We start from the raw sequence: 17,530 nt of genomic DNA on the forward strand, positions 1-17,530 counted from the left end.
AGCGCGATGCCTGACAGCCAGCCACGGCGGCCCGACGACAACGCGCCCGACAGCGCAGACGCAGCCACCACCGCCGACACCCCCGCCCTCGTCCTCGGCGGCGCCCGCCTCGCCGACGGCCGGGCCGTGGACGTACGCCTGAGCGGCAGCCGGATCGAGGCCGTCGGCACCGCGGGCAGCCTCACCGCCCGCGGCCCCCGGATCGACCTCCGCGGCTATCTGCTGCTCCCCGCCCCGGCCGAGCCCCACGCCCACAGCGACACCGCCCTCACCGCGGACAGCCTGGGCCCCGACAGCCCGGGCCCCGCGTCCCACCGCGCCGAGGACATCCAGCGCCGCGCCACGGAGGCGGCCCTCCTCCAGCTCGGCCACGGCGCCACCGCCCTGCGCACCCACGTCCGCGTCGGCGACGTCCAGGGCCTCGCCCCGCTCGAAGCCGTCCTGCAGACCCGGCGCGCCCTGCGCGGCCTCGCCGATGTGATGCCCGTCGCGGTCCCCCGGCTCCTCACCGGCATCGCCGGAGCGGACAGCCTCGCGATGCTCAGGGACGCGGTGAAGATGGGCGCGGCCGTCGTCGGCGGCTGCCCCGACCTCGACCCCGACCCCACGGGCTACACCGAAGCCGTCCTGGAGATCGCCGCCGAGCACGGCTGCCCCGTGGACCTGCACACCGACGCCGACGACCCCGCCCGCCTGGCCCGGCTCGCCGCGATGGCCGCGGGGCTGCGCCCGGGTGTCGCCCTCGGCCCCTGCGCGGGTCTGGCCCACCTGCCCCTGGACGCCGCGGCCCGCGCCGCCGACCGGCTCGCCGCCGCCGGGATCACCGTGGTCTGCCTGCCCCAGGGCGGCTGCGCCGGTTCCGAGCGCCGTACGACCGCCCCCGTACGCCTTCTGCGCTCCGCCGGCGTGCACGTCACGGCGGGCAGCGGCGCGCTGCGGGACACGGCCAACCCGGTCGGCCGCGGCGATCCGCTCGAAGCCGCCTACCTCCTCGCCTCGCAGGCGGGGCTGCGCGCCGAGCAGGCGTACGCCCTGGTCTCCACGAGCGCCCGTGCGGCACTCGGCCTGCCCGACGTACGCGTCGAGGCGGGCTTCCCGGCCGAACTCCTCGCCGTACGCGGCGAACGGCTCTCCGCGGCGCTCTCCCTCGCGTACAGCCGCATCGTCATCCACCGCGGCCGGATCGTGGCCCGTACCAGCGCCGTACGCGAGTACTGCGACTCCGACGCCGACCCCGCCGCGGGCCTCGGCGGACTGCCGCGCCAGGGCCGGCCCGACCCCGGCGCCGGGCCGAGGAACTGAGCGCGACCCGGTCCCCGGGCGTACGGTCGGGGGTATGCGCATTGTCATCGCAGGTGGACACGGACAGATCGCACTGCGGCTGGAGCGGCTGCTCGCCGCACGCGGGGATGAAGCCGTAGGGATCATCCGCAACCCCCAACAGAGTCAGGACCTCACCGACGCCGGCGCCGAACCCGTCGTGCTGGACCTCGAATCGGCCACCGTGGAGGAGACCGCACAGGTGCTGCGCGGCGCGGACGCGGCCGTCTTCGCGGCGGGCGCCGGGCCGAACAGCGGCACCGCCCGCAAGGACACCGTCGACCGCGACGCGGCCGTGCTGTTCGCCGACGCGGCCGAGGCGGCGGGCGTGCGCCGCTACCTCGTCGTCTCCTCGATGGGCGCCGACCCCGACCACCCCGGCGACGAGGTCTTCGACGTGTATCTGCGGGCCAAGGGCGCCGCGGACGCGGCCGTACGCTCCCGTACCGCGCTGGACTGGACGATCCTGCGCCCCGGCATGCTGACGAATGACGCGGGCACCGGCCAGGTCCTCCTGGCCGCATCGACGGGCCGTGGCCCGATCCCCCGCGACGACGTGGCGGCCACGCTGCTGGAACTGCTGGACACCCCGGCGACGGCGGGCCTCACCCTGGAGGCGATCTCCGGGAACGTGCCGGTGACGGTGGCCGTGAAGGACGTCGCGGGCAACTGAGGCCTCGCGGGCGGCCGGACCGGTCGCCCGCGACGGGCTCCGGACAGCTGCGCCGGATGCTCCGGACAACGAGGAAGCCCCCGACCGGATAACCGGTCGGGGGCTTCGTTCGCGTGGCGGCGCCAGGGTTCGAACCTGGGTAGGCTGAGCCACACCGCCTCGAACGACGCGTTGGATCTCGTGGTGAGCTCCTTGGCGACGACGTAAACAATACCCGATGGCCAGGGGTGCTCCGCCACCTCATTGATCAGCGCCCGGAGGGTGCGGCGGTGGCTAGGCTTTGGCCTGTATCCCCACGCACATTCGACGCAAGGAGCCACACGTCATGGCCGACTCCAGTTTCGACATCGTCTCGAAGGTCGAGCGGCAGGAGGTCGACAACGCCCTCAACCAGGCCGCCAAGGAGATCTCCCAGCGTTACGACTTCAAGGGCACGGGCGCCTCGATCTCGTGGTCGGGCGAGAAGATCCTGATGGAGGCGAACGGCGAGGAGCGGGTCAAGGCCATCCTCGACATCTTCCAGTCCAAGCTGATCAAGCGCGGCATCTCGCTGAAGTCGCTGGACGCCGGTGAGCCGCAGCTCTCCGGCAAGGAGTACAAGATCTTCGCCACGATCGAGGAAGGCATCTCCCAGGAGAACGCCAAGAAGGTGGCGAAGACGATCCGCGACGAGGGCCCGAAGGGCGTCAAGGCGCAGGTCCAGGGCGACGAGCTGCGCGTCAGCTCGAAGAGCCGGGACGACCTCCAGGCCGTTCAGGCGCTGCTGAAGGGCAAGGACTTCGAGTTCGCGATCCAGTTCGTGAACTACCGGTAGTCACGGCAACTGCCGTACACAGCGGGGGCACACCGCCGGGGCCGACCTCGACGGCGTGCCTCTCCGTGTTTCCGGCCCGTGCGGGACGTACAAAGCGCGCGGATGCGATGTCCGGATACCGCCGGTGACGGTGGGGCGGACGGGCGCAGACTGACCGTACGGACCGGGGAAGTGAGAAGGCATGACGACGACGGTGTACGCGCGGGTGGAGAGCCCGCTGGGCGAGTTGCTGCTGGTCGGCGAGGCGACGGCGGGCGGGTCCTGTGGTGTCCGGCTGCGTTCGCTGTCCGTGCCCGGCCAGAAGGGCGGCGTGGCCGTCCAGGACGGCTGGCGGTACGCCCCCGAGGCGTTCACGGACGTAGTGCGGCAGTTGGAGGCGTACTTCGCGGGTCGTTCGACGCGGTTCGACGTGCCGCTGGCCGAGGGTGTGGGCACGGAGTTCCAGCGGCGGGTCTGGGCGGTGCTGGAGTCGATTCCGTACGGCAGCACGGTGTCGTACGGGGAGGTCGCGGCGCGGGTCGGCGCCTCGGGCGCGGGGGTGCGGGCCGTGGGCACGGCGATCGGGCGCAATCCGCTGCTGGTCGTGCGGCCGTGCCACCGGGTGATCGGGGCGGACGGGGCGCTGCGGGGGTACGCGGGCGGGCTGGAGCGGAAGAAGCTGCTGCTGGGGATCGAGGGTGGGGCGGGGCGGTCGGAGTCGTGACGCCCGCGCCCCCGCCGCCCTCCGACGGCCCTTCCTCCGGCGGCCTTTCCTCCGACGGTTTCTCCTCCGACGGTCTGTTCCGGCGGCCGCGTACGGTCGTGGCGCCGGGGGCCGTCCATGTGCCGGAGTGGCTTTCGGCGGAGCAGCGGGCGGAGTTGGTGGTGGCGTGCCGTCAGTGGGCGCGGGGGCCGGTCCCGTTCCGGCACACCCTGCTGCCGGGCGGCGGTGTGATGTCGGTGCGGACGGTGTGCCTGGGGTGGCACTGGCAGCCGTACCGGTACGCGCGTACGGCCGACGATGTGAACGGCGCCCGGGTGGCCGCTTTCCCGGACTGGCTGGGCGACCTGGGGCGGGCGGCGGTGGCCGAGGCGTACGGGAACGAGGACGCGGCACAGGCGTTCGCGCCGGACACCGCACTGATCAACTTCTATGACGACGCCGCGCGGATGGGGATGCACCAGGACAAGGAGGAGCGGTCGGACGCTCCTGTGGTGTCGTTGAGCATCGGAGCGAGGTGTGTGTTCCGCTTCGGGAACACGGAGGGACGCGGGCAGCCGTACACGGATGTGGAGTTGGCGTCCGGGGATCTGTTCGTCTTCGGCGGACCGTCGCGGTTCGCGTTCCACGGCGTCCCGAAGGTGTACACGGGAACGGCCGACCCGGCAGCGGGGCTGCGGGCCGGCCGGTTGAATCTGACGTTGCGGGAGACCGGGATGGCATCGGGGGACGCGTAGGACAGCGTGGCCCGCCCCCGGTCGGCGGCGGTCAGCGGCGGTCGCGGGAGTGGCCGAACAGCAGCCGGTAGGCGATCAGCAGGACCAGGGAGCCGGCGATGGCGGCGATCCAGGTCGTGGTGTCGTAGAAGTCGTTGCTGATGGGGCGGTCGAGGAACTGGCTGGAGAGCCAGCCGCCGACGAAGGCCCCGGCGATGCCGATGAGGGTGGTGCCGATGATGCCGCCCGGGTCGCGTCCCGGGAGGAGGATCTTGGCTATGAGTCCGGCGAGCAGGCCGAGAATGATCCAACTGATGATGCCCATGTCGCTGCCCCTACCCCTTGCTTCGTCTTGAAATCACAGACGCGGCGGGCAGGTGTTCGGTTGCTCGGGGGTCGCCGGACTCGGCCGGTCAGCGGGTGGCGAAGGGCTGGTCCGAGGGGACGATCTCCTTGCCGAAGGGCATGAGGGAGACAGGGATCAGCTTGAAGTTGGCGATGCCCAGCGGGATCCCGATGATCGTGATGCACAGCGCGATGCCAGTGGTGATGTGGCCGAGGGCGAGCCACCAGCCGGCGAGGACCAGCCAGAGGACGTTGCCCACGCAGGAGGGCGAGCCCGCGTCCCGGCGGTCGACGACGGTGTAGCCGAACGGCCAGAGGGCGTAGACGCCGATCCGGAAGGCGGCCACACCGAAGGGGATGCCGATGATGGTGATGCAGAGCAGGACGCCCGCGAGCAGGTAGCCGAGGAACATCCAGAATCCGCAGAGAATCAGCCAGATGATGTTCAGGATGGTTTTCACGGGCGATGACCTGCCATCTGTTCGAGTCGGGCGATGCGCTCCGCCATCGGCGGGTGCGTCGAGAACATTTTCGCCATCCCCTGACCGGGGCGGAAGGGGTTCGCGATCATCATGTGGCTCGCGGTCTCGATCCTGGGCTCGGGCGGCAGCGGGAGCTGTTTCGTCCCGGCGTCGAGCTTGCGCAGGGCGCTGGCGAGCGCCAGTGGGTCACCGGTGAGCTGGGCCCCGGAGGCGTCGGCCTCGTACTCCCGGGAGCGGCTGACGGCGAGCTGGATGACGGAGGCGGCGAGCGGCCCCAGGATCATGATCAGGAGCATGCCGAGGAGGCCGGGCCCCTCGTCATCGTTGGAGCGGCCCACCGGGATGAGCCAGGCGAAGTTGACCAGGAACATCACGACGGAGGCGAGGGCTCCGGCGACGGACGAGATGAGGATGTCACGGTTGTAGACATGGCTGAGCTCATGGCCGAGGACGCCGCGCAGCTCGCGTTCGTCGAGGATCTGGAGGATGCCCTCGGTGCAGCAGACGGCGGCGTTGCGCGGGTTGCGCCCGGTGGCGAAGGCGTTGGGCGCCTGGGTCGGGGAGATGTAGAGGCGCGGCATGGGCTGACGGGCGGCCGTGGAGAGCTCGCGCACGATGCGGTAGAGCTGCGGCGCCTCGAACTCGCTGACGGGCCGGGCGCGCATGGCCCGCAGGGCCAGTTTGTCGCTGTTCCAGTACGCGTACGCGTTGGTGCCGACGGCGACCAGGAGCGCGACGATCAGTCCCGTACGTCCGAAGAAGCTGCCGATGACGATGATGAGTGCGGACAGTCCCCCGAGGAGTACGGCGGTCTTGAGCCCGTTGTGCCGGCGGTGCACGGTACGCCCTCCAAGTGGTGCAGCAGGGGAACCCTTTGCATGGTGGTGCTCCACTCCCCAGTGGAGCCTCCTGTACTGGTCAACGCCAGGCGAGAGGAGCTAGTTCCCTTGTGCGTGCGGCTGGAGGGCGGGGGCTGTGCCGCGTGTTCGCGCCGGTCGGGCCCCCGGCCCCGTACGGAGTGACGCTGGGCCGTACGGGTGGCGGCAGGCCGTCCTGATGGTGCGGGGTGACTCGGTGGGGCGGTACTGCCGTGCTGGGTCAGTGCTGCTGTGCCGGGAGCTTGGCGAGGGAGAGGGCCTCGGCGTCGGGCTCGACCTCGCTGGTGCAGTGGCCGCAGCGGGAGGCGACGGCGGGGATCTCGCTGAAGCAGCGCGGGCAGTCGCGGAGGGCGGCCTTGATGTCGACGGCCTCTTCCTTCGCGAAGCGGTTCTGGACCTTGGCCATGGGGACCACGACGCAGAAGTAGAGGACCGCGGCGGTGATGATGAAGGCGATGGCGGCGCTGACGAAGAGGCCGTAGGGGAAGTCGACCCCGTCGACCGTGTAGTGGGCCTTGCTGAAGTCGCCGGTGCCGCGGGTGGCGAGGCCGATCAGCGGGGTGATGAAGGCGTTGCTGAAGCCGGTGACGACCGCGGTGAAGGCGGCACCGATGGCGAGACCGATCGCCATCGAGATGACGTTCCCGCGCAGGATGAAGTCCTTGAACCCGTTCAGCACTGCTCTCTCTCCTCGTTTTCCCGACGTGTCCACGCCGAATACGTGACGTATACAGCCAAGACCATGCCCTGCGGCGAAGGCCGCGGGCAAACCGATCTTGCGGGGTCGGGAACCCTCAGAAGAGGCTGACGGCGGCGAAGCGCAGGACGGCCTGCGGGACTCCGGAAAGCAGGATTCCGGCGGCGGATGTGAGGACGATCGCCGTGGTGAGCGGGGTGGGGGCCCGGAATCGGGGCGGTGCGGCGGAGGCCGGGGCTCCGGTGGCCGCCCCGGTCTTCTCCGGGGCTCCGTCCGGCGTGCGGAAGAGGATCGCTGTCCACTGAAGGTAGTAGTAGAGGGCGATCACCACGTTGACGGCCATCACGACGGCGAGCCAGCCGAGGCCCGCGTCGACCGCCGCGGAGAAGACGGTGACCTTCGCGAAGAGCCCGATGATGCCGGGCGGCAGTCCGGCCAGGCAGAGCAGGAAGAACCCGAGGGCCAGGGCGGCCAGGGGACGGGTGGCGTACAGGCCCCGGTAGTCGGCGATCCGGTTGCCGGGGTGGGTACGGGCGACGAGGGCGGCGACCGCGAACGCGCCCAGGTTCACGACGGCGTACATGAGGGCGTACGCCACCGTGGAGCCGATCTGCTCGTCGCTGGAGTACGCGGCGGCGGCGATCGGGACCAGGAGGTAGCCGGCCTGGGCGACCGAGGACCAGGCCAGGAGGCGGACGGCGCTGCGGGCGCGGGTGGCGTTCTGGCGGAGGGCCGCGACGTTGCCGACGGTCATGGTGAGCGCGGCGAGGACGGCGAGGGCGGGCCCCCAGACGTCCGCATAGGAGGGGAACGCGATGACGGTCACCAGAATGAGGCCCGAAAACCCTACGGCCTTCCCCACCACGGAGAGATACGCGGCGATCGGGAGGGGCGCGCCGACATAGGTGTCGGGGACCCAGAAGTGGAAGGGCGCGGCGGCCGTCTTGAAGGCGAAGCCGACGAGCGTCAGGGCCACCCCGGTCTTGGCGAGGGTGTCGAGGACCGGGGAGACGTCGTCGAGACGGTCGGCGATCTCGGTGAGGTGCAGGGTGCCGGTGGCCGCGTACACGAAGCTGACGCCGAGCAGCATGACGGCGGTGGCGACGACGGAGGAGAGGAAGAACTTCAGCGCGGCCTCGGAGGAGCGCCGGTCGCCGCGCTTGATGCCGACGAGGGCGAACGCGGGCAGGGAGGCGACTTCGAGGGCGACGACGAGCGTGGCGAGGTCACGGGAGGCGGGCAGCAAGGCCGCTCCCGAGGCGGAGGCCAGGAGCAGGAACCAGTACTCCCCCGCCGGCAGCTCGCGGGTGTCGTCGAGCGAGAGCAGGACGGTGAGGAACGCGCCGCCGAGGACGAGTGCCTGGATGACGACGGTGAAGTGGTCGGCGGTGTAGCTGCACGCCTGGGCGCCGGAGGTGACGCAGAAGGTGGACCGGTCACCGGAGCGCAGGGGGATCAGGAACGCCAGGGCGGCGGCGAGCGCGGTGAGGGTGGCGTACCCGAGGAGCCGTTTGCGGTGGGCGGGCAGGAACAGGTCGGCGACGAGGACGGCCAGGGCGGCCAGCGCGGTGAGGGTGGGGGGCGCGATGGCAAGCCAGTCGATGGACTGGACGACGCTGGGGGCGTCGGCCGCGAGGAGGCTTCCGGCGGCGTCGCCGGTGCCGGGTGCCGTCGTGGCCGGGGCGTGCGCGAGGGGGCTTGTGGCGGTGGGGCTGAGGTCCGCGTTCACGACTTGCCTCCTGCGAGAAGCTGCTGCACGGCGGGGTCGGTGAGGCCGAGGAGGACGGCGGGCCAGAGGCCGGCGACGACGGTGAGCGCGGCGAGCGGGGTCCAGGCGGCGGCTTCGTACGGGTGGATGTCGGCGAGCTGCGGGGTGGTGGCCGTACGGGAGCCGGCGCTCCCGGACGGCCGGGAACCGGCGGCTCCGGACGGCTCCGAACCGTCGGGCGTCTGCGGGGCCTGCTCTTCGGGCGACAGCCGGGAGTGGGGCGCGTGCTCGCCCATGCAGACGCGGCGGACGACGATGAGCATGTACGCGGCGGTGAGCAGGGTGCCGAACGCCCCGATGGCCATGAAGGTGCGGAACGCGGGGCGGCTGAGGCCTTCGGCCGGGCTGTAGGCGCCGAACAGGGTGAGCATCTCGCCCCAGAATCCGGCGAGTCCGGGCAGGCCGAGCGAGGCGACGGCGGCGAAGGCGAGCAGCGCGCCGAGGCGGGGGGCCCGGCCGTAGAGGGCGGCTCCGGTCGCTCCGGCGAGGGTGTCGAGGTCGGCGGTGCCGTAGCGGTCCTTGATCGCGCCGACCAGGAAGAACAGCAGGCCGGTGATGAGGCCGTGGGCGATGTTGGCGAAGAGCGCGCCGTTGACCCCGGTGGGGGTCATGGTGGCGATGCCGAGCAGGACGAAGCCCATGTGGCCGACGGACGAGTACGCGATGAGCCGCTTGAGGTCGCCCTTGGCGCCGGTACGGGCCAGGGCCAGGCAGGCGAGGGACCCGTAGACGATGCCGACGACGGCGAACGCGGCGAGGTAGGGCGCGAAGGTGCGCATGCCGTCCGGCGCGACGGGGAGCAGGATCCGGACGAATCCGTACGTCCCCATCTTCAGCAGGACGCCCGCGAGGAGGACGGATCCGACGGTCGGGGCGGCGGTGTGGGCGTCGGGCAGCCAGCTGTGCAGGGGCCACATCGGGGTCTTCACGGCGAGCCCGAGACCGATCGCGAGTACGGCGATGACCTGCACGGATGTGGTGAGGCCGCGGCCGTTGTCAGTGGCGAGTGCCACCATGTCGAATGTGCCGCTCTTCAGCCCGATGAGGAGGAGGCCGAGCAGCATGACGACCGAGCCGAGCAGCGTGTAGAGGATGAACTTCCAGGCGGCCGCCTGCCGTTGGTCGCCGCCCCAGCGAGCGATGAGGAAGTACATCGGGATGAGGACCATCTCGAAGGCGAGGAAGAAGAGCAGCAGGTCGAGGACGGCGAAGGTGGCCAGGGTGCCGGATTCCAGGACGAGGACGAGGGCGACCAACGCCTTCGGTGAGGGGCCCGCGGGCAGCTTGAAGTAGCTGTACAGCGCGCAGAGGAAGGTCAGCAGCGCGGTCAGGACCAGGAGGGGGAGCGAGATGCCGTCGATGCCGAGGTGGATGCGCACGTCGAGCGCCGGGATCCAGCTGATGTCGGTGGTCGCCTGCATCGTGGCGGGGTGGTCGTGGTCGAAGCCGGCGGCCAGGACGATCGCGGCGACGAGGACGGCGCCGGTGACGGTCACGCCGTGGCGGAGCACGGCCTGGTCGGGGTTCTTCCCCTTGAGCCCGGGCGGGGCGGGGAGCAGGGCCGCGAGGGCGCCGAGGAGCGGGGCGACGACGATGAACGCCAGAAGGAACTGCATCACGGACGGGCTGATATCGATCACGGTCACGACCCCGCGTTGACGTTGGCGAAGACGACGGCGGCGATCGCCAGGGCGAGGGACCCGGCGAGCAGGGCGCTGACGTAGGTCTGCACGTTGCCGGTCTGGGCCCGGCGGACAGCGGTGCCGAGGAGGCGGGTGACGGCGCCCGTTCCGTTGACGTAGGTGTCGACGACCTCGCGGTCCAGGAAGCGGACGAGGCGGGCTGCTGCCCGGACGGGCCGGACGAACAGCGCCGTGTACAGGGCGTCGAGGTGGAAGCCGGTGACCGCGTGGCGGTGCAGCGGGCCCAGGAGGAGCCTGCCGGGGTCGGCCGGGTCGGGGGCGTCCGCGATGGTGCCGTAGGCGGCGGTGTGGGACGTCATGGCCTCGGCTTCGACGAGAGCGGGTTCGGCGCCCGGGTGGGCGGCCACGGCTCCGATGGGGGTGCGGGCGGCGAGGGCTGTGGTGTGCCGCCAGGCGCCGTAGGTGACGAGGCCGCCGACGAGCGTGACGCCGGTGGAGAGGACGGCGGTGGTGAGGGACGGCGTGAGGGCGTGCCCGTCGAACCAGTCGCCGAGGATGCCGGCGGTGAGGCCGAAGCCGATGGTGGGGACGGCCAGGATCCACAGGACGGAGGTCATGGCGAGGGGCTGCCTGCCGTGGTCGGGGACTTCGGCCCCGCGGCCGCGGAAGGCGAGGAGCCAGAGGCGTACGGCGTAGGAGGCGGTCAGGACGGCGGCGAGGAGCCCGGCGATCAGGATCGTCCAGCCCGCGGCGGCCGGGGCGGCGGTCCGGTCCCCCAGCGCGGTGTGCTCGGCGGCGACGAGGACGGCTTCCTTGGAGAAGAAGCCGGCGAACGGCGGGATGGCGGCCAGCGCGAGGAGCGCGACGGTCATCGTCCAGTAGGCGTCCGGGATACGGCGTGCGAGGCCGCTCATCCGGGACATGGCGGCGAGCGAGTTGGTGCCCGCGGCGTGGATGACGACGCCCGCGGCGAGGAAGAGGACGGCTTTGAACGCACCGTGCGAGATGAGGTGGAAGACGGCCGCGCCCCGGTCGCCGACAGCGAGGGCGCCCGACATGTAGCCGAGCTGACCGATCGTCGAGTAGGCGAGGACGCGTTTGATGTCGTCCTGGGCGAGGGCGGCGAGCCCGGACCCGACCATCGTGACGGCGGCCATCACGGCGAGGACGACGAGCGCTGCGCCGGAGGCCGCGAAGACGGGCAGCAGGCGGGCCACGAAGTAGATGCCGGCGGCGACCATCGTCGCGGCGTGGATGAGCGCGGAGACGGGGGTGGGGCCGGCCATCGCGTCGGGCAGCCAGGTGTGCAGGGGGAACTGCGCCGACTTGCCCGCGACGCCCGCGAGGAGCAGCAGGGCGATGAGCGTGGGGTGTTCAAGACCGCCGTTGGCGACGGCGGCGAGGATCTTGGTGATCCGGAAGCTGCCGGTGTCGGCGGCGAGCGCGAACAGGCCGATCAGGAAGGGGACATCGCCGAGCTTGGTGACCAGGAAGGCCTTGAGAGAGGCGGCCCGGGCCTCGGGCGTCTCCCAGTAGTGGCCGACGAGGAAGTACGAGCAGATGCCCATGATCTCCCAGCCGACCAGGAGCACCATCAGATCGCCCGAGTAGACGACCAGGAGCATCGCGGAGGTGAAGAGGGAGACGAGGGCCGCGTAGGAGGGATAGCGGGCGTCGTCGCGGAGGTAGGCCGTGGAGTAGAGCTGGACGCAGGTGGCGACGACCGTGACGAGGACGGCGACCAGCACGGCGAAGCCGTCGAGGTGCAGCGCCAGGTCGATCGGGACCGAGCCGGTGGGCGTGAGCTGGGTCGCGGCGTCGATGGCCCGGCCGCCGCCCTGGCGGACGGCGACCAGCACGGCGAGGACGGCCGCGGTGAGGGTCGGGAGGATCGCCAGCGGGCGGACGAAGCCGGGGGCGGTACGGCCGACGGCGAGCCCGCCGAGGGCGCCGAGGAACGGGAGGAGGGGGACGAGGGCGGCGAGGGTCGTGGTGGTCACGTGGTGGCCTCTGCCTTCTTGGTCTTTCCTGTTTGCCCGTCCGCCTGGCCGGGGGCCGTCTCTGCGTCGTCGGGGAGCGTTTCGGCCTCGTCCGTCTCGGCGGTGTCGCGGAGCCGGTCGATGTCGGAGGTGCCCCGGTTGCGGTAGACGGCCAGGACGATCGCGAGGCCGATGCCGATCTCGGCGGCGGCGATGGCGATGGTGAAGAGCGTGAGGGCCTGGCCGGAGTGGAGGGTGTCGCGGAGCCAGACGTCGAAGGCGACGAGGTTGAGGTTGACGGCGTTGAGCATCAGCTCGACGGACATCAGGACCAGGATCGCGTTGCGGCGGGCGAGGACACCGTAGAGGCCGACGCAAAAGAGGAGGGCGGCGAGGACGGCGGGATAGGCGAGGTGCATCAGCGCTGCTCCTCCTTGCCGGGTGTACCGGTCGGGCCGGAGCGGCGCGTGGCGCCCGTGCGCGTGCTCGTACTCGTGTCCCTGCCCGTGCTCGTGTCCCTGCCCGTGCTCGTGTCTGTGTCGCGTTTGCGGGACAGGACGATCGCGCCGACGAGCGCGGCGAGGAGGAGGACGGAGAGCGCCTCGAAGGGCAGGACCCAGTTCCGGAAGAGGAAGGCTCCGGTGACGGCGGTGGAGCCCTGGGCCGGCCCGTCGAGGTCGATCCAGGTCGTACGGAAGGCGTCCACGACGACCCAGACGAGCGCGGCGGCCGAGGCGAGGGCCACACCGAGGGCCACCCACCGGTTGCCCGAGTCGGCGTCCGGGGAGCGGCCGATGGGGGCCCGGGTGAGCATCAGGCCGAAGAGGAGGAGGACGACGATGGAACCGACGTAGATCAGTACCTGGACCCAGGCGATGAACTCCGCGGTGAGCAGGAGGTACTCGACGGCCAGTCCGCCGAGCGCGACGACGAGCCAGAGCGCGGCGTGCACCAGTTGCCTGGTGGTGACGGTGATGACGGCAGCGCCGAGGGTGACGAGGCCGACGAGGAGGAACGCGATCTCGACGCCGGACGGGGAGAGGAAGCCGGGGTGGTCGCCTGCGGCAGTGGTGAGCAGAGGGGGTGCGGTGTGCAGCATCACGGGGTTCCTCCCTTCTCGTCCTGCTGTTGCCGGGGCTCTTGCTGCTCCTGCTGTTCCTGTGCGCGTTGGGCAGCGAGCTTGTCGGCGGCCTTGCGGGCGGCGGCGATCTCCTTCGGCTCCTCCGCGCCGGGGTCGAGGGCGGGCGGCTCCGGCACGGTCCACATCCACTCGCGGAGCTTGTCCCGCTCGTGGGTGAGTTCGTGGATGTCCGTCTCCGCGTACTCGAACTCGGGTGACCAGAACAGCGCGTCGAAGGGGCACACCTCGATGCAGATACCGCAGTACATGCAGAGGGAGAAGTCGATGGCGAAGCGGTCGAGGACGTTCCGGCTGCGCTCACGGCCGCCGGGGGCGGCGGGCGGCGACGTCTCCTTGTGGGAGTCGATGTAGATGCACCAGTCGGGGCACTCACGGGCGCAGAGCATGCAGACCGTGCAGTTCTCCTCGAACAGCCCGATGACCCCCCGGGAGCGGGGCGGGAGCTCGGGCTGGGTGTCCGGGTACTGCGCGGTGACGGTCTTCTTCGTCATCGTGCGCAGGGTGACGGCAAGGCCTTTGGCCAGGCCGGATCCGGGGGTCGGGGGCATCAGTTGATCGCCACCTTCACGATGCCGGTGAGCGCGATCTGCGCGAGGGCGAGCGGGACGAGGGTGGTCCAGGCGAGCTTCTGCAACTGGTCCTCACGCAGGCGCGGGTAGCTGACGCGCAGCCAGATGACGACGAACGCGAGGAGGGCGGTCTTGAGGAGGGTCCAGAGCCAGCCGAGTCCGTCGGCGCCGAACGGGCCGTGCCAACCGCCGAGGAAGAGGACGGTGGTCAGGGCGCACAGGATGACGATGCCCGCGTACTCCGCGAGGAGGAACAGGGCGAAGCGCAGACCGGTGTACTCGGTGTACGCGCCGAAGATGATCTCGGAGTCGGCCACCGGCATGTCGAACGGCGGTCGCTGGAGTTCGGCGAGACCGGCCACGAAGAAGACCAGGGCGCCGACGATCTGCCAGGGCAGCCACCACCACGCGAAGGCGTCGAGGATGCCGGTGAGCGAGACCGTACCGGCCGCCATGGCCACGGAGGCGGCGGCCAGGAGCATCGGCAGCTCGTAGGAGAGGAGTTGCGCGGCGGTGCGGAGGCCGCCGAGCAGGGAGAACTTGTTGGCGGACGCCCAGCCCGCCATGAGCGAGCCGAGGACGCCGATGCCCATGACGGCGAGCACGAAGAAGATGCCCGCGTCGACGACCTGGCCGACCGCGCCGTCGCCGGGGCCGAGGGGGATGACGGCGAGGACGAGGAGGTACGGGAGGAGGGCGACGGCGGGGGCGAGCTGGAAGACGCGGCGGTCGGCGGCGGCCGGGACCACGTCCTCCTTCTGCGCGAACTTCACGCCGTCCGCGACGAGCTGGGCCCAGCCGTGGAAACCACCCGCGTACATGGGGCCCAGGCGGCCCTGCATGTGGGCCATCACCTTGTGTTCCGTCTGGCCCACGAGGAGGGGGGCGACCAGGAACACGACGAAGACGACGGCCAGACGGAGGGCGACGTCGAGAACGTCGTTCACTCGGGATCGCCTCCGGCGGGGTGATCTGTAGCTGGGCTGTCTGGGGCGGGGGGTTGCTGGTCGGGGGTGGGCTTGTCGCCGGGGTCCGGGGTGTCGCTCGGGTCCGAGGTGTCGCTCGGGTCCGAGGTGCTGCCGGGGTCCGGGGTGTCGCTGGGCGCGGGGGTGGGGCCGCTGCGCGGGGCTTCTCCCCTGCCCGCCCCTTCCCGAACCGGGGGCTCCGCCCCCGTGCCCCCGCTCCTCAAACGCCGGAGGGGCTGGGAAGGCGCGTCCGGAGACTCGGCCTCCGGGCCCTCCGGTTCGTCGAAGGCCGGCTGCGCGTCGTGCCACGGGGCATCCGTGCTGCGCACCCGGGGCGGACGCGACGGCGGGCCCTCGGGCGCGTCCGACGCCGAGCGCTGGCCGGCCGAGCCTTCCGAAGCGGAGCGGGAACGGCGCGGACCGGCCGCGGGCGACGCGCCCGGCTCGGGACGCTGACTGGCCAAGCCGTCGGACGCCGACCGGGCACGGCGGGCGGGCCGGGCAGGGGTGGCCTCCAGCTCGTCCGGCTCCGGGCGCTGACTGGCCGAACCCTGAGACGCCGAGCGGGAACGGCGAGCCGGAGCGGATGGGGTCTCTGCGGGGGTGTCGGCGGGCGGCTGCTGACTGGCCGAACCCTGAGACGCCGAGCGGGAACGGCGAGCCGGAGCGGGCGGGGTCTCCGCAGGACCATCGGCGGGTGGCTGCTGACTCGCAGAACCCTCCGACGCCGAGCGGGAACGGCGCGGGCGGGTCGCCGCAGGCGTCTCCGGTGTCGCGGGGGTGGCAGCCTGCTCATCGGCCGCCGTGGGGGCCTCCGGGCCGGTGGCCCTGGGCGCCTGCGTGCCCGACGTCCCAGGGGCAGCCGTGCCGGGGGGCGTGACGGCCTCCGGGCCAGGTGGCGTGGTGGTCTCCGGGCCGGGGGGCGTGGCGCGTTGTGCCGCCGAGCCCGCGCCCGCCGTGCGGGTGCGGCGGGGCGGGCGGTCGGCCGCAGGGCGGGCGGCCCGGGTCGGGCGGGCGGCGGCCGGGGGGAGTTGGCCCTTCAGCGGGCCCCATTCGTTCGGGTCGGGGACCCCGGGCGGAAGCATCGCGCGTCGCTTGGGACCGGTGTGGCCCTCCGCCGGCTCCCCCGGCTCCTTCGCCCCGGGCCAGGCCTTCGCGACGCGCGCGGCCAGGACGAAGTCCTTGCGCAGCGGATGGCCTTCGAAGCCTTCCGGCAGGAGCAGCGGTACGAGATGGGGGTGGCCGTCGAACGCGACGCCGAACATCTCGTGCGTCTCGCGCTCGTGCCAGGCCGCGCCCGCGTACACGTCGATGGCGCTGGGGAGCACCGCCGCGTCGTGCGGCACGGTCGTGCGGACCATCAGCCGCCGCACCGTTCCCGTGCCGAGGGACGCGACGTGGGCGCAGACGCGGAAGCCGACGCCCGGTTCGTCCACGGCGCTGAGCCAGTCGAAGTAGGTGCACCCGAGTTCGTCGCGGGCGGTCCGCAGCGCGGTGAGCCAGTCGGCGGCGGGGACGTCGACGGTCAGCAGGTCGTACGCCGACTCCGCCGTGGCTTCGGCGCCGAACACGTCGGTGACCGCGTCCGGCAGCCGGTCGTAGGCCCCGGCCCCGGCAGCGGACTCCGCATGCTGGTCGCGACCACTCATCGCCGCCCCTCCTCGTCCGGTTCCGAAGCCGCTGGCGGAGCCGCTGCCGGCGGGGTGACGAGGCCGCTGCGCAGAGCTTCGGTGGACGGTCCGCCGCCCGTGCCCACGGAGGCGTACCGCTCGGCGAGGGATTCGCGCGCGATCTTCTCCTGGAGCTTGAGGATGCCCTGGAGCAGTGCCTCGGGCCTGGGCGGGCAGCCGGGTACGTACACATCGACGGGGATGATCTGGTCGACGCCCTTGGTCACGGAGTACGAGTCCCAGTAGGGGCCGCCGCAGTTGGAGCAGGCGCCGAAGGAGATGACGTACTTCGGTTCGGGCATCTGCTCGTACAGCCGCTTCACGGCCGGGGCCATCTTGTCCGTCACCGTGCCGGACACGATCATGAGGTCGGCCTGTCGGGGTCCGGGGGCGAACGGGATCACGCCGAGCCGGATGAAGTCGTGGCGGGCCATCGACGCGGCGATGAACTCGATGGCGCAGCAGGCGAGTCCGAAGTTGAAGACCCAGAGGCTGTAGCGGCGGCCCCAGTTGAGGACGACCTTCATCGGCTCCGGTGCCAGCCGGGAGAGCACGCCGAGGCGCTTGGGCTCGGGGAGAAGGACCGGATCGGCAGGGGCTGGGGGCGGGGATGCGGGCTGCTGCGACGCGGGGTTCGGCCGGCTCGTCAGGCCCATGCGAGGACGCCCTTCTTCCATGCGTAGAGCAGTCCCACGGCCAGGAAGCCGAGGAAGATGAACATTTCGACGAGGGTCGTCGCGCCGTATCCCGGCGCCGCGAACACCGTGGCCCACGGGAACAGGAAGATGGAGTCGACCGCGAAGATCACGTACAGGAAGGCGTAGACGTAGTAGCGCACCTGGGTGTGCGCCCAGCCCTCGCCGACCGGGTCGACGCCGCATTCGTAGGTGAGCAGCTTCTCCGGAGTGGGCACGATCGGGCGCAACAGTCGCCCGGCCCCGAAGGCCACGGCGACGAACAGGACGCCGACCAGGGCGAGCAGGCCGATGACCGAATAGCTCTGGAAGTACTCGGAGGCGAGTGCGGTGGCTCCGTCCACCGGAACGCCGGACACCCCGGTCATGCCCGCCGCGTCCGCCACGCCGGTCACGTCCGTAACGTCGGCCACGTCCGCCCCTCGCTCCCTCGTCGCCCGCTTCTGTCCCGCGTGCCCGTTGTGTACACACGGGT

General features: G+C 71.9%; 19 protein-coding genes. 5 read left to right on the forward strand and 14 right to left on the reverse strand.

What is annotated here, in order from left to right:
- Window positions 1-6 precede the first annotated feature (6 nt).
- From IE134_RS02360 to IE134_RS02380, 5 genes are all read left to right on the forward strand, one after another.
- A complete protein-coding gene (locus IE134_RS02360; protein ID WP_097880416.1) occupies window positions 7-1,302 on the forward strand; it encodes an amidohydrolase family protein in 1,296 nt (431 codons plus the stop codon).
- A 34-nt stretch (window positions 1,303-1,336) separates the two neighbouring features.
- Entirely contained in the window at window positions 1,337-1,993 is a 657-nt protein-coding gene (locus IE134_RS02365) for an SDR family oxidoreductase (protein WP_030709204.1), read from the forward strand.
- A gap of 325 nt (window positions 1,994-2,318) precedes the next feature.
- Window positions 2,319-2,807, forward strand: coding sequence for a YajQ family cyclic di-GMP-binding protein (locus tag IE134_RS02370; RefSeq protein ID WP_010056669.1), 489 nt, complete (start codon window positions 2,319-2,321; stop codon window positions 2,805-2,807).
- A 181-nt stretch (window positions 2,808-2,988) separates the two neighbouring features.
- The gene (locus tag IE134_RS02375; RefSeq protein ID WP_030709205.1) at window positions 2,989-3,510 is read left to right on the forward strand and encodes a methylated-DNA--[protein]-cysteine S-methyltransferase; all 522 of its coding nucleotides are present in this window, start codon (window positions 2,989-2,991) and stop codon (window positions 3,508-3,510) included.
- Between the two features lie 74 nt (window positions 3,511-3,584).
- Window positions 3,585-4,244 carry an alpha-ketoglutarate-dependent dioxygenase AlkB family protein gene (locus tag IE134_RS02380; protein WP_030709206.1) on the forward strand — a complete coding sequence of 220 codons (660 nt, stop codon included), beginning with the start codon at window positions 3,585-3,587 and terminating at the stop codon, window positions 4,242-4,244.
- A 31-nt stretch (window positions 4,245-4,275) separates the two neighbouring features.
- Here the strand turns inward: IE134_RS02380 and IE134_RS02385 are convergent, their stop codons facing one another.
- From IE134_RS02385 to IE134_RS02450, 14 genes are all read right to left on the reverse strand, one after another.
- Window positions 4,276-4,548, reverse strand: coding sequence for a GlsB/YeaQ/YmgE family stress response membrane protein (locus tag IE134_RS02385; protein ID WP_030709208.1), 273 nt, complete (start codon window positions 4,546-4,548; stop codon window positions 4,276-4,278).
- Between the two features lie 88 nt (window positions 4,549-4,636).
- Entirely contained in the window at window positions 4,637-5,029 is a 393-nt protein-coding gene (locus tag IE134_RS02390; protein ID WP_030709210.1) for a YccF domain-containing protein, read from the reverse strand.
- Complete coding sequence (gene htpX, locus IE134_RS02395; protein WP_003967017.1) at window positions 5,026-5,889, reverse strand: zinc metalloprotease HtpX; 864 nt, start codon at window positions 5,887-5,889, stop codon at window positions 5,026-5,028. The genes IE134_RS02390 and htpX overlap by 4 nt, the downstream gene beginning before the upstream one ends.
- Window positions 5,890-6,148: 259 nt before the next feature.
- On the reverse strand, window positions 6,149-6,607 hold the full coding sequence (mscL, locus tag IE134_RS02400) for a large conductance mechanosensitive channel protein MscL (RefSeq protein WP_030709212.1): 459 nt from the start codon (window positions 6,605-6,607) through the stop codon (window positions 6,149-6,151).
- Window positions 6,608-6,722: 115 nt separating this feature from the next.
- Window positions 6,723-8,354: an NADH-quinone oxidoreductase subunit N gene (locus IE134_RS02405; protein WP_098895065.1), complete on the reverse strand. Its 1,632-nt coding sequence runs from the start codon at window positions 8,352-8,354 to the stop codon at window positions 6,723-6,725.
- Complete coding sequence (locus tag IE134_RS02410; RefSeq protein WP_179888147.1) at window positions 8,351-10,039, reverse strand: NADH-quinone oxidoreductase subunit M; 1,689 nt, start codon at window positions 10,037-10,039, stop codon at window positions 8,351-8,353. The genes IE134_RS02405 and IE134_RS02410 overlap by 4 nt, the downstream gene beginning before the upstream one ends.
- Entirely contained in the window at window positions 10,036-12,036 is a 2,001-nt protein-coding gene (locus IE134_RS02415; RefSeq protein ID WP_098895066.1) for an NADH-quinone oxidoreductase subunit 5 family protein, read from the reverse strand. Before IE134_RS02415 ends, IE134_RS02410 begins: the two co-directional genes overlap by 4 nt.
- A complete protein-coding gene (gene nuoK, locus IE134_RS02420; protein WP_030709220.1) occupies window positions 12,033-12,434 on the reverse strand; it encodes an NADH-quinone oxidoreductase subunit NuoK in 402 nt (133 codons plus the stop codon). The genes IE134_RS02415 and nuoK overlap by 4 nt, the downstream gene beginning before the upstream one ends.
- Complete coding sequence (locus tag IE134_RS02425) at window positions 12,434-13,114, reverse strand: NADH-quinone oxidoreductase subunit J family protein (protein WP_098895067.1); 681 nt, start codon at window positions 13,112-13,114, stop codon at window positions 12,434-12,436. The genes nuoK and IE134_RS02425 overlap by 1 nt, the downstream gene beginning before the upstream one ends.
- Window positions 13,114-13,704, reverse strand: coding sequence for a NuoI/complex I 23 kDa subunit family protein (locus IE134_RS02430; RefSeq protein WP_189429454.1), 591 nt, complete (start codon window positions 13,702-13,704; stop codon window positions 13,114-13,116). The genes IE134_RS02425 and IE134_RS02430 overlap by 1 nt, the downstream gene beginning before the upstream one ends.
- Complete coding sequence (locus IE134_RS02435; protein ID WP_032782804.1) at window positions 13,704-14,672, reverse strand: complex I subunit 1/NuoH family protein; 969 nt, start codon at window positions 14,670-14,672, stop codon at window positions 13,704-13,706. The genes IE134_RS02430 and IE134_RS02435 overlap by 1 nt, the downstream gene beginning before the upstream one ends.
- Window positions 14,669-16,339 (reverse strand): NADH-quinone oxidoreductase subunit C, encoded by a 1,671-nt coding sequence (locus IE134_RS02440; protein ID WP_189429456.1) that lies wholly within the window; start codon window positions 16,337-16,339, stop codon window positions 14,669-14,671. The genes IE134_RS02435 and IE134_RS02440 overlap by 4 nt, the downstream gene beginning before the upstream one ends.
- The gene (locus IE134_RS02445) at window positions 16,336-17,016 is read right to left on the reverse strand and encodes an NADH-quinone oxidoreductase subunit B (RefSeq protein WP_030709231.1); all 681 of its coding nucleotides are present in this window, start codon (window positions 17,014-17,016) and stop codon (window positions 16,336-16,338) included. Before IE134_RS02445 ends, IE134_RS02440 begins: the two co-directional genes overlap by 4 nt.
- The gene (locus IE134_RS02450; RefSeq protein WP_179255836.1) at window positions 17,007-17,423 is read right to left on the reverse strand and encodes an NADH-quinone oxidoreductase subunit A; all 417 of its coding nucleotides are present in this window, start codon (window positions 17,421-17,423) and stop codon (window positions 17,007-17,009) included. The genes IE134_RS02445 and IE134_RS02450 overlap by 10 nt, the downstream gene beginning before the upstream one ends.
- Window positions 17,424-17,530: the final 107 nt, after the last annotated feature.

Source organism: Streptomyces rubiginosohelvolus (assembly GCF_014649875.1).
Taxonomy (GTDB): Bacteria; Actinomycetota; Actinomycetes; order Streptomycetales; family Streptomycetaceae; genus Streptomyces; species Streptomyces rubiginosohelvolus.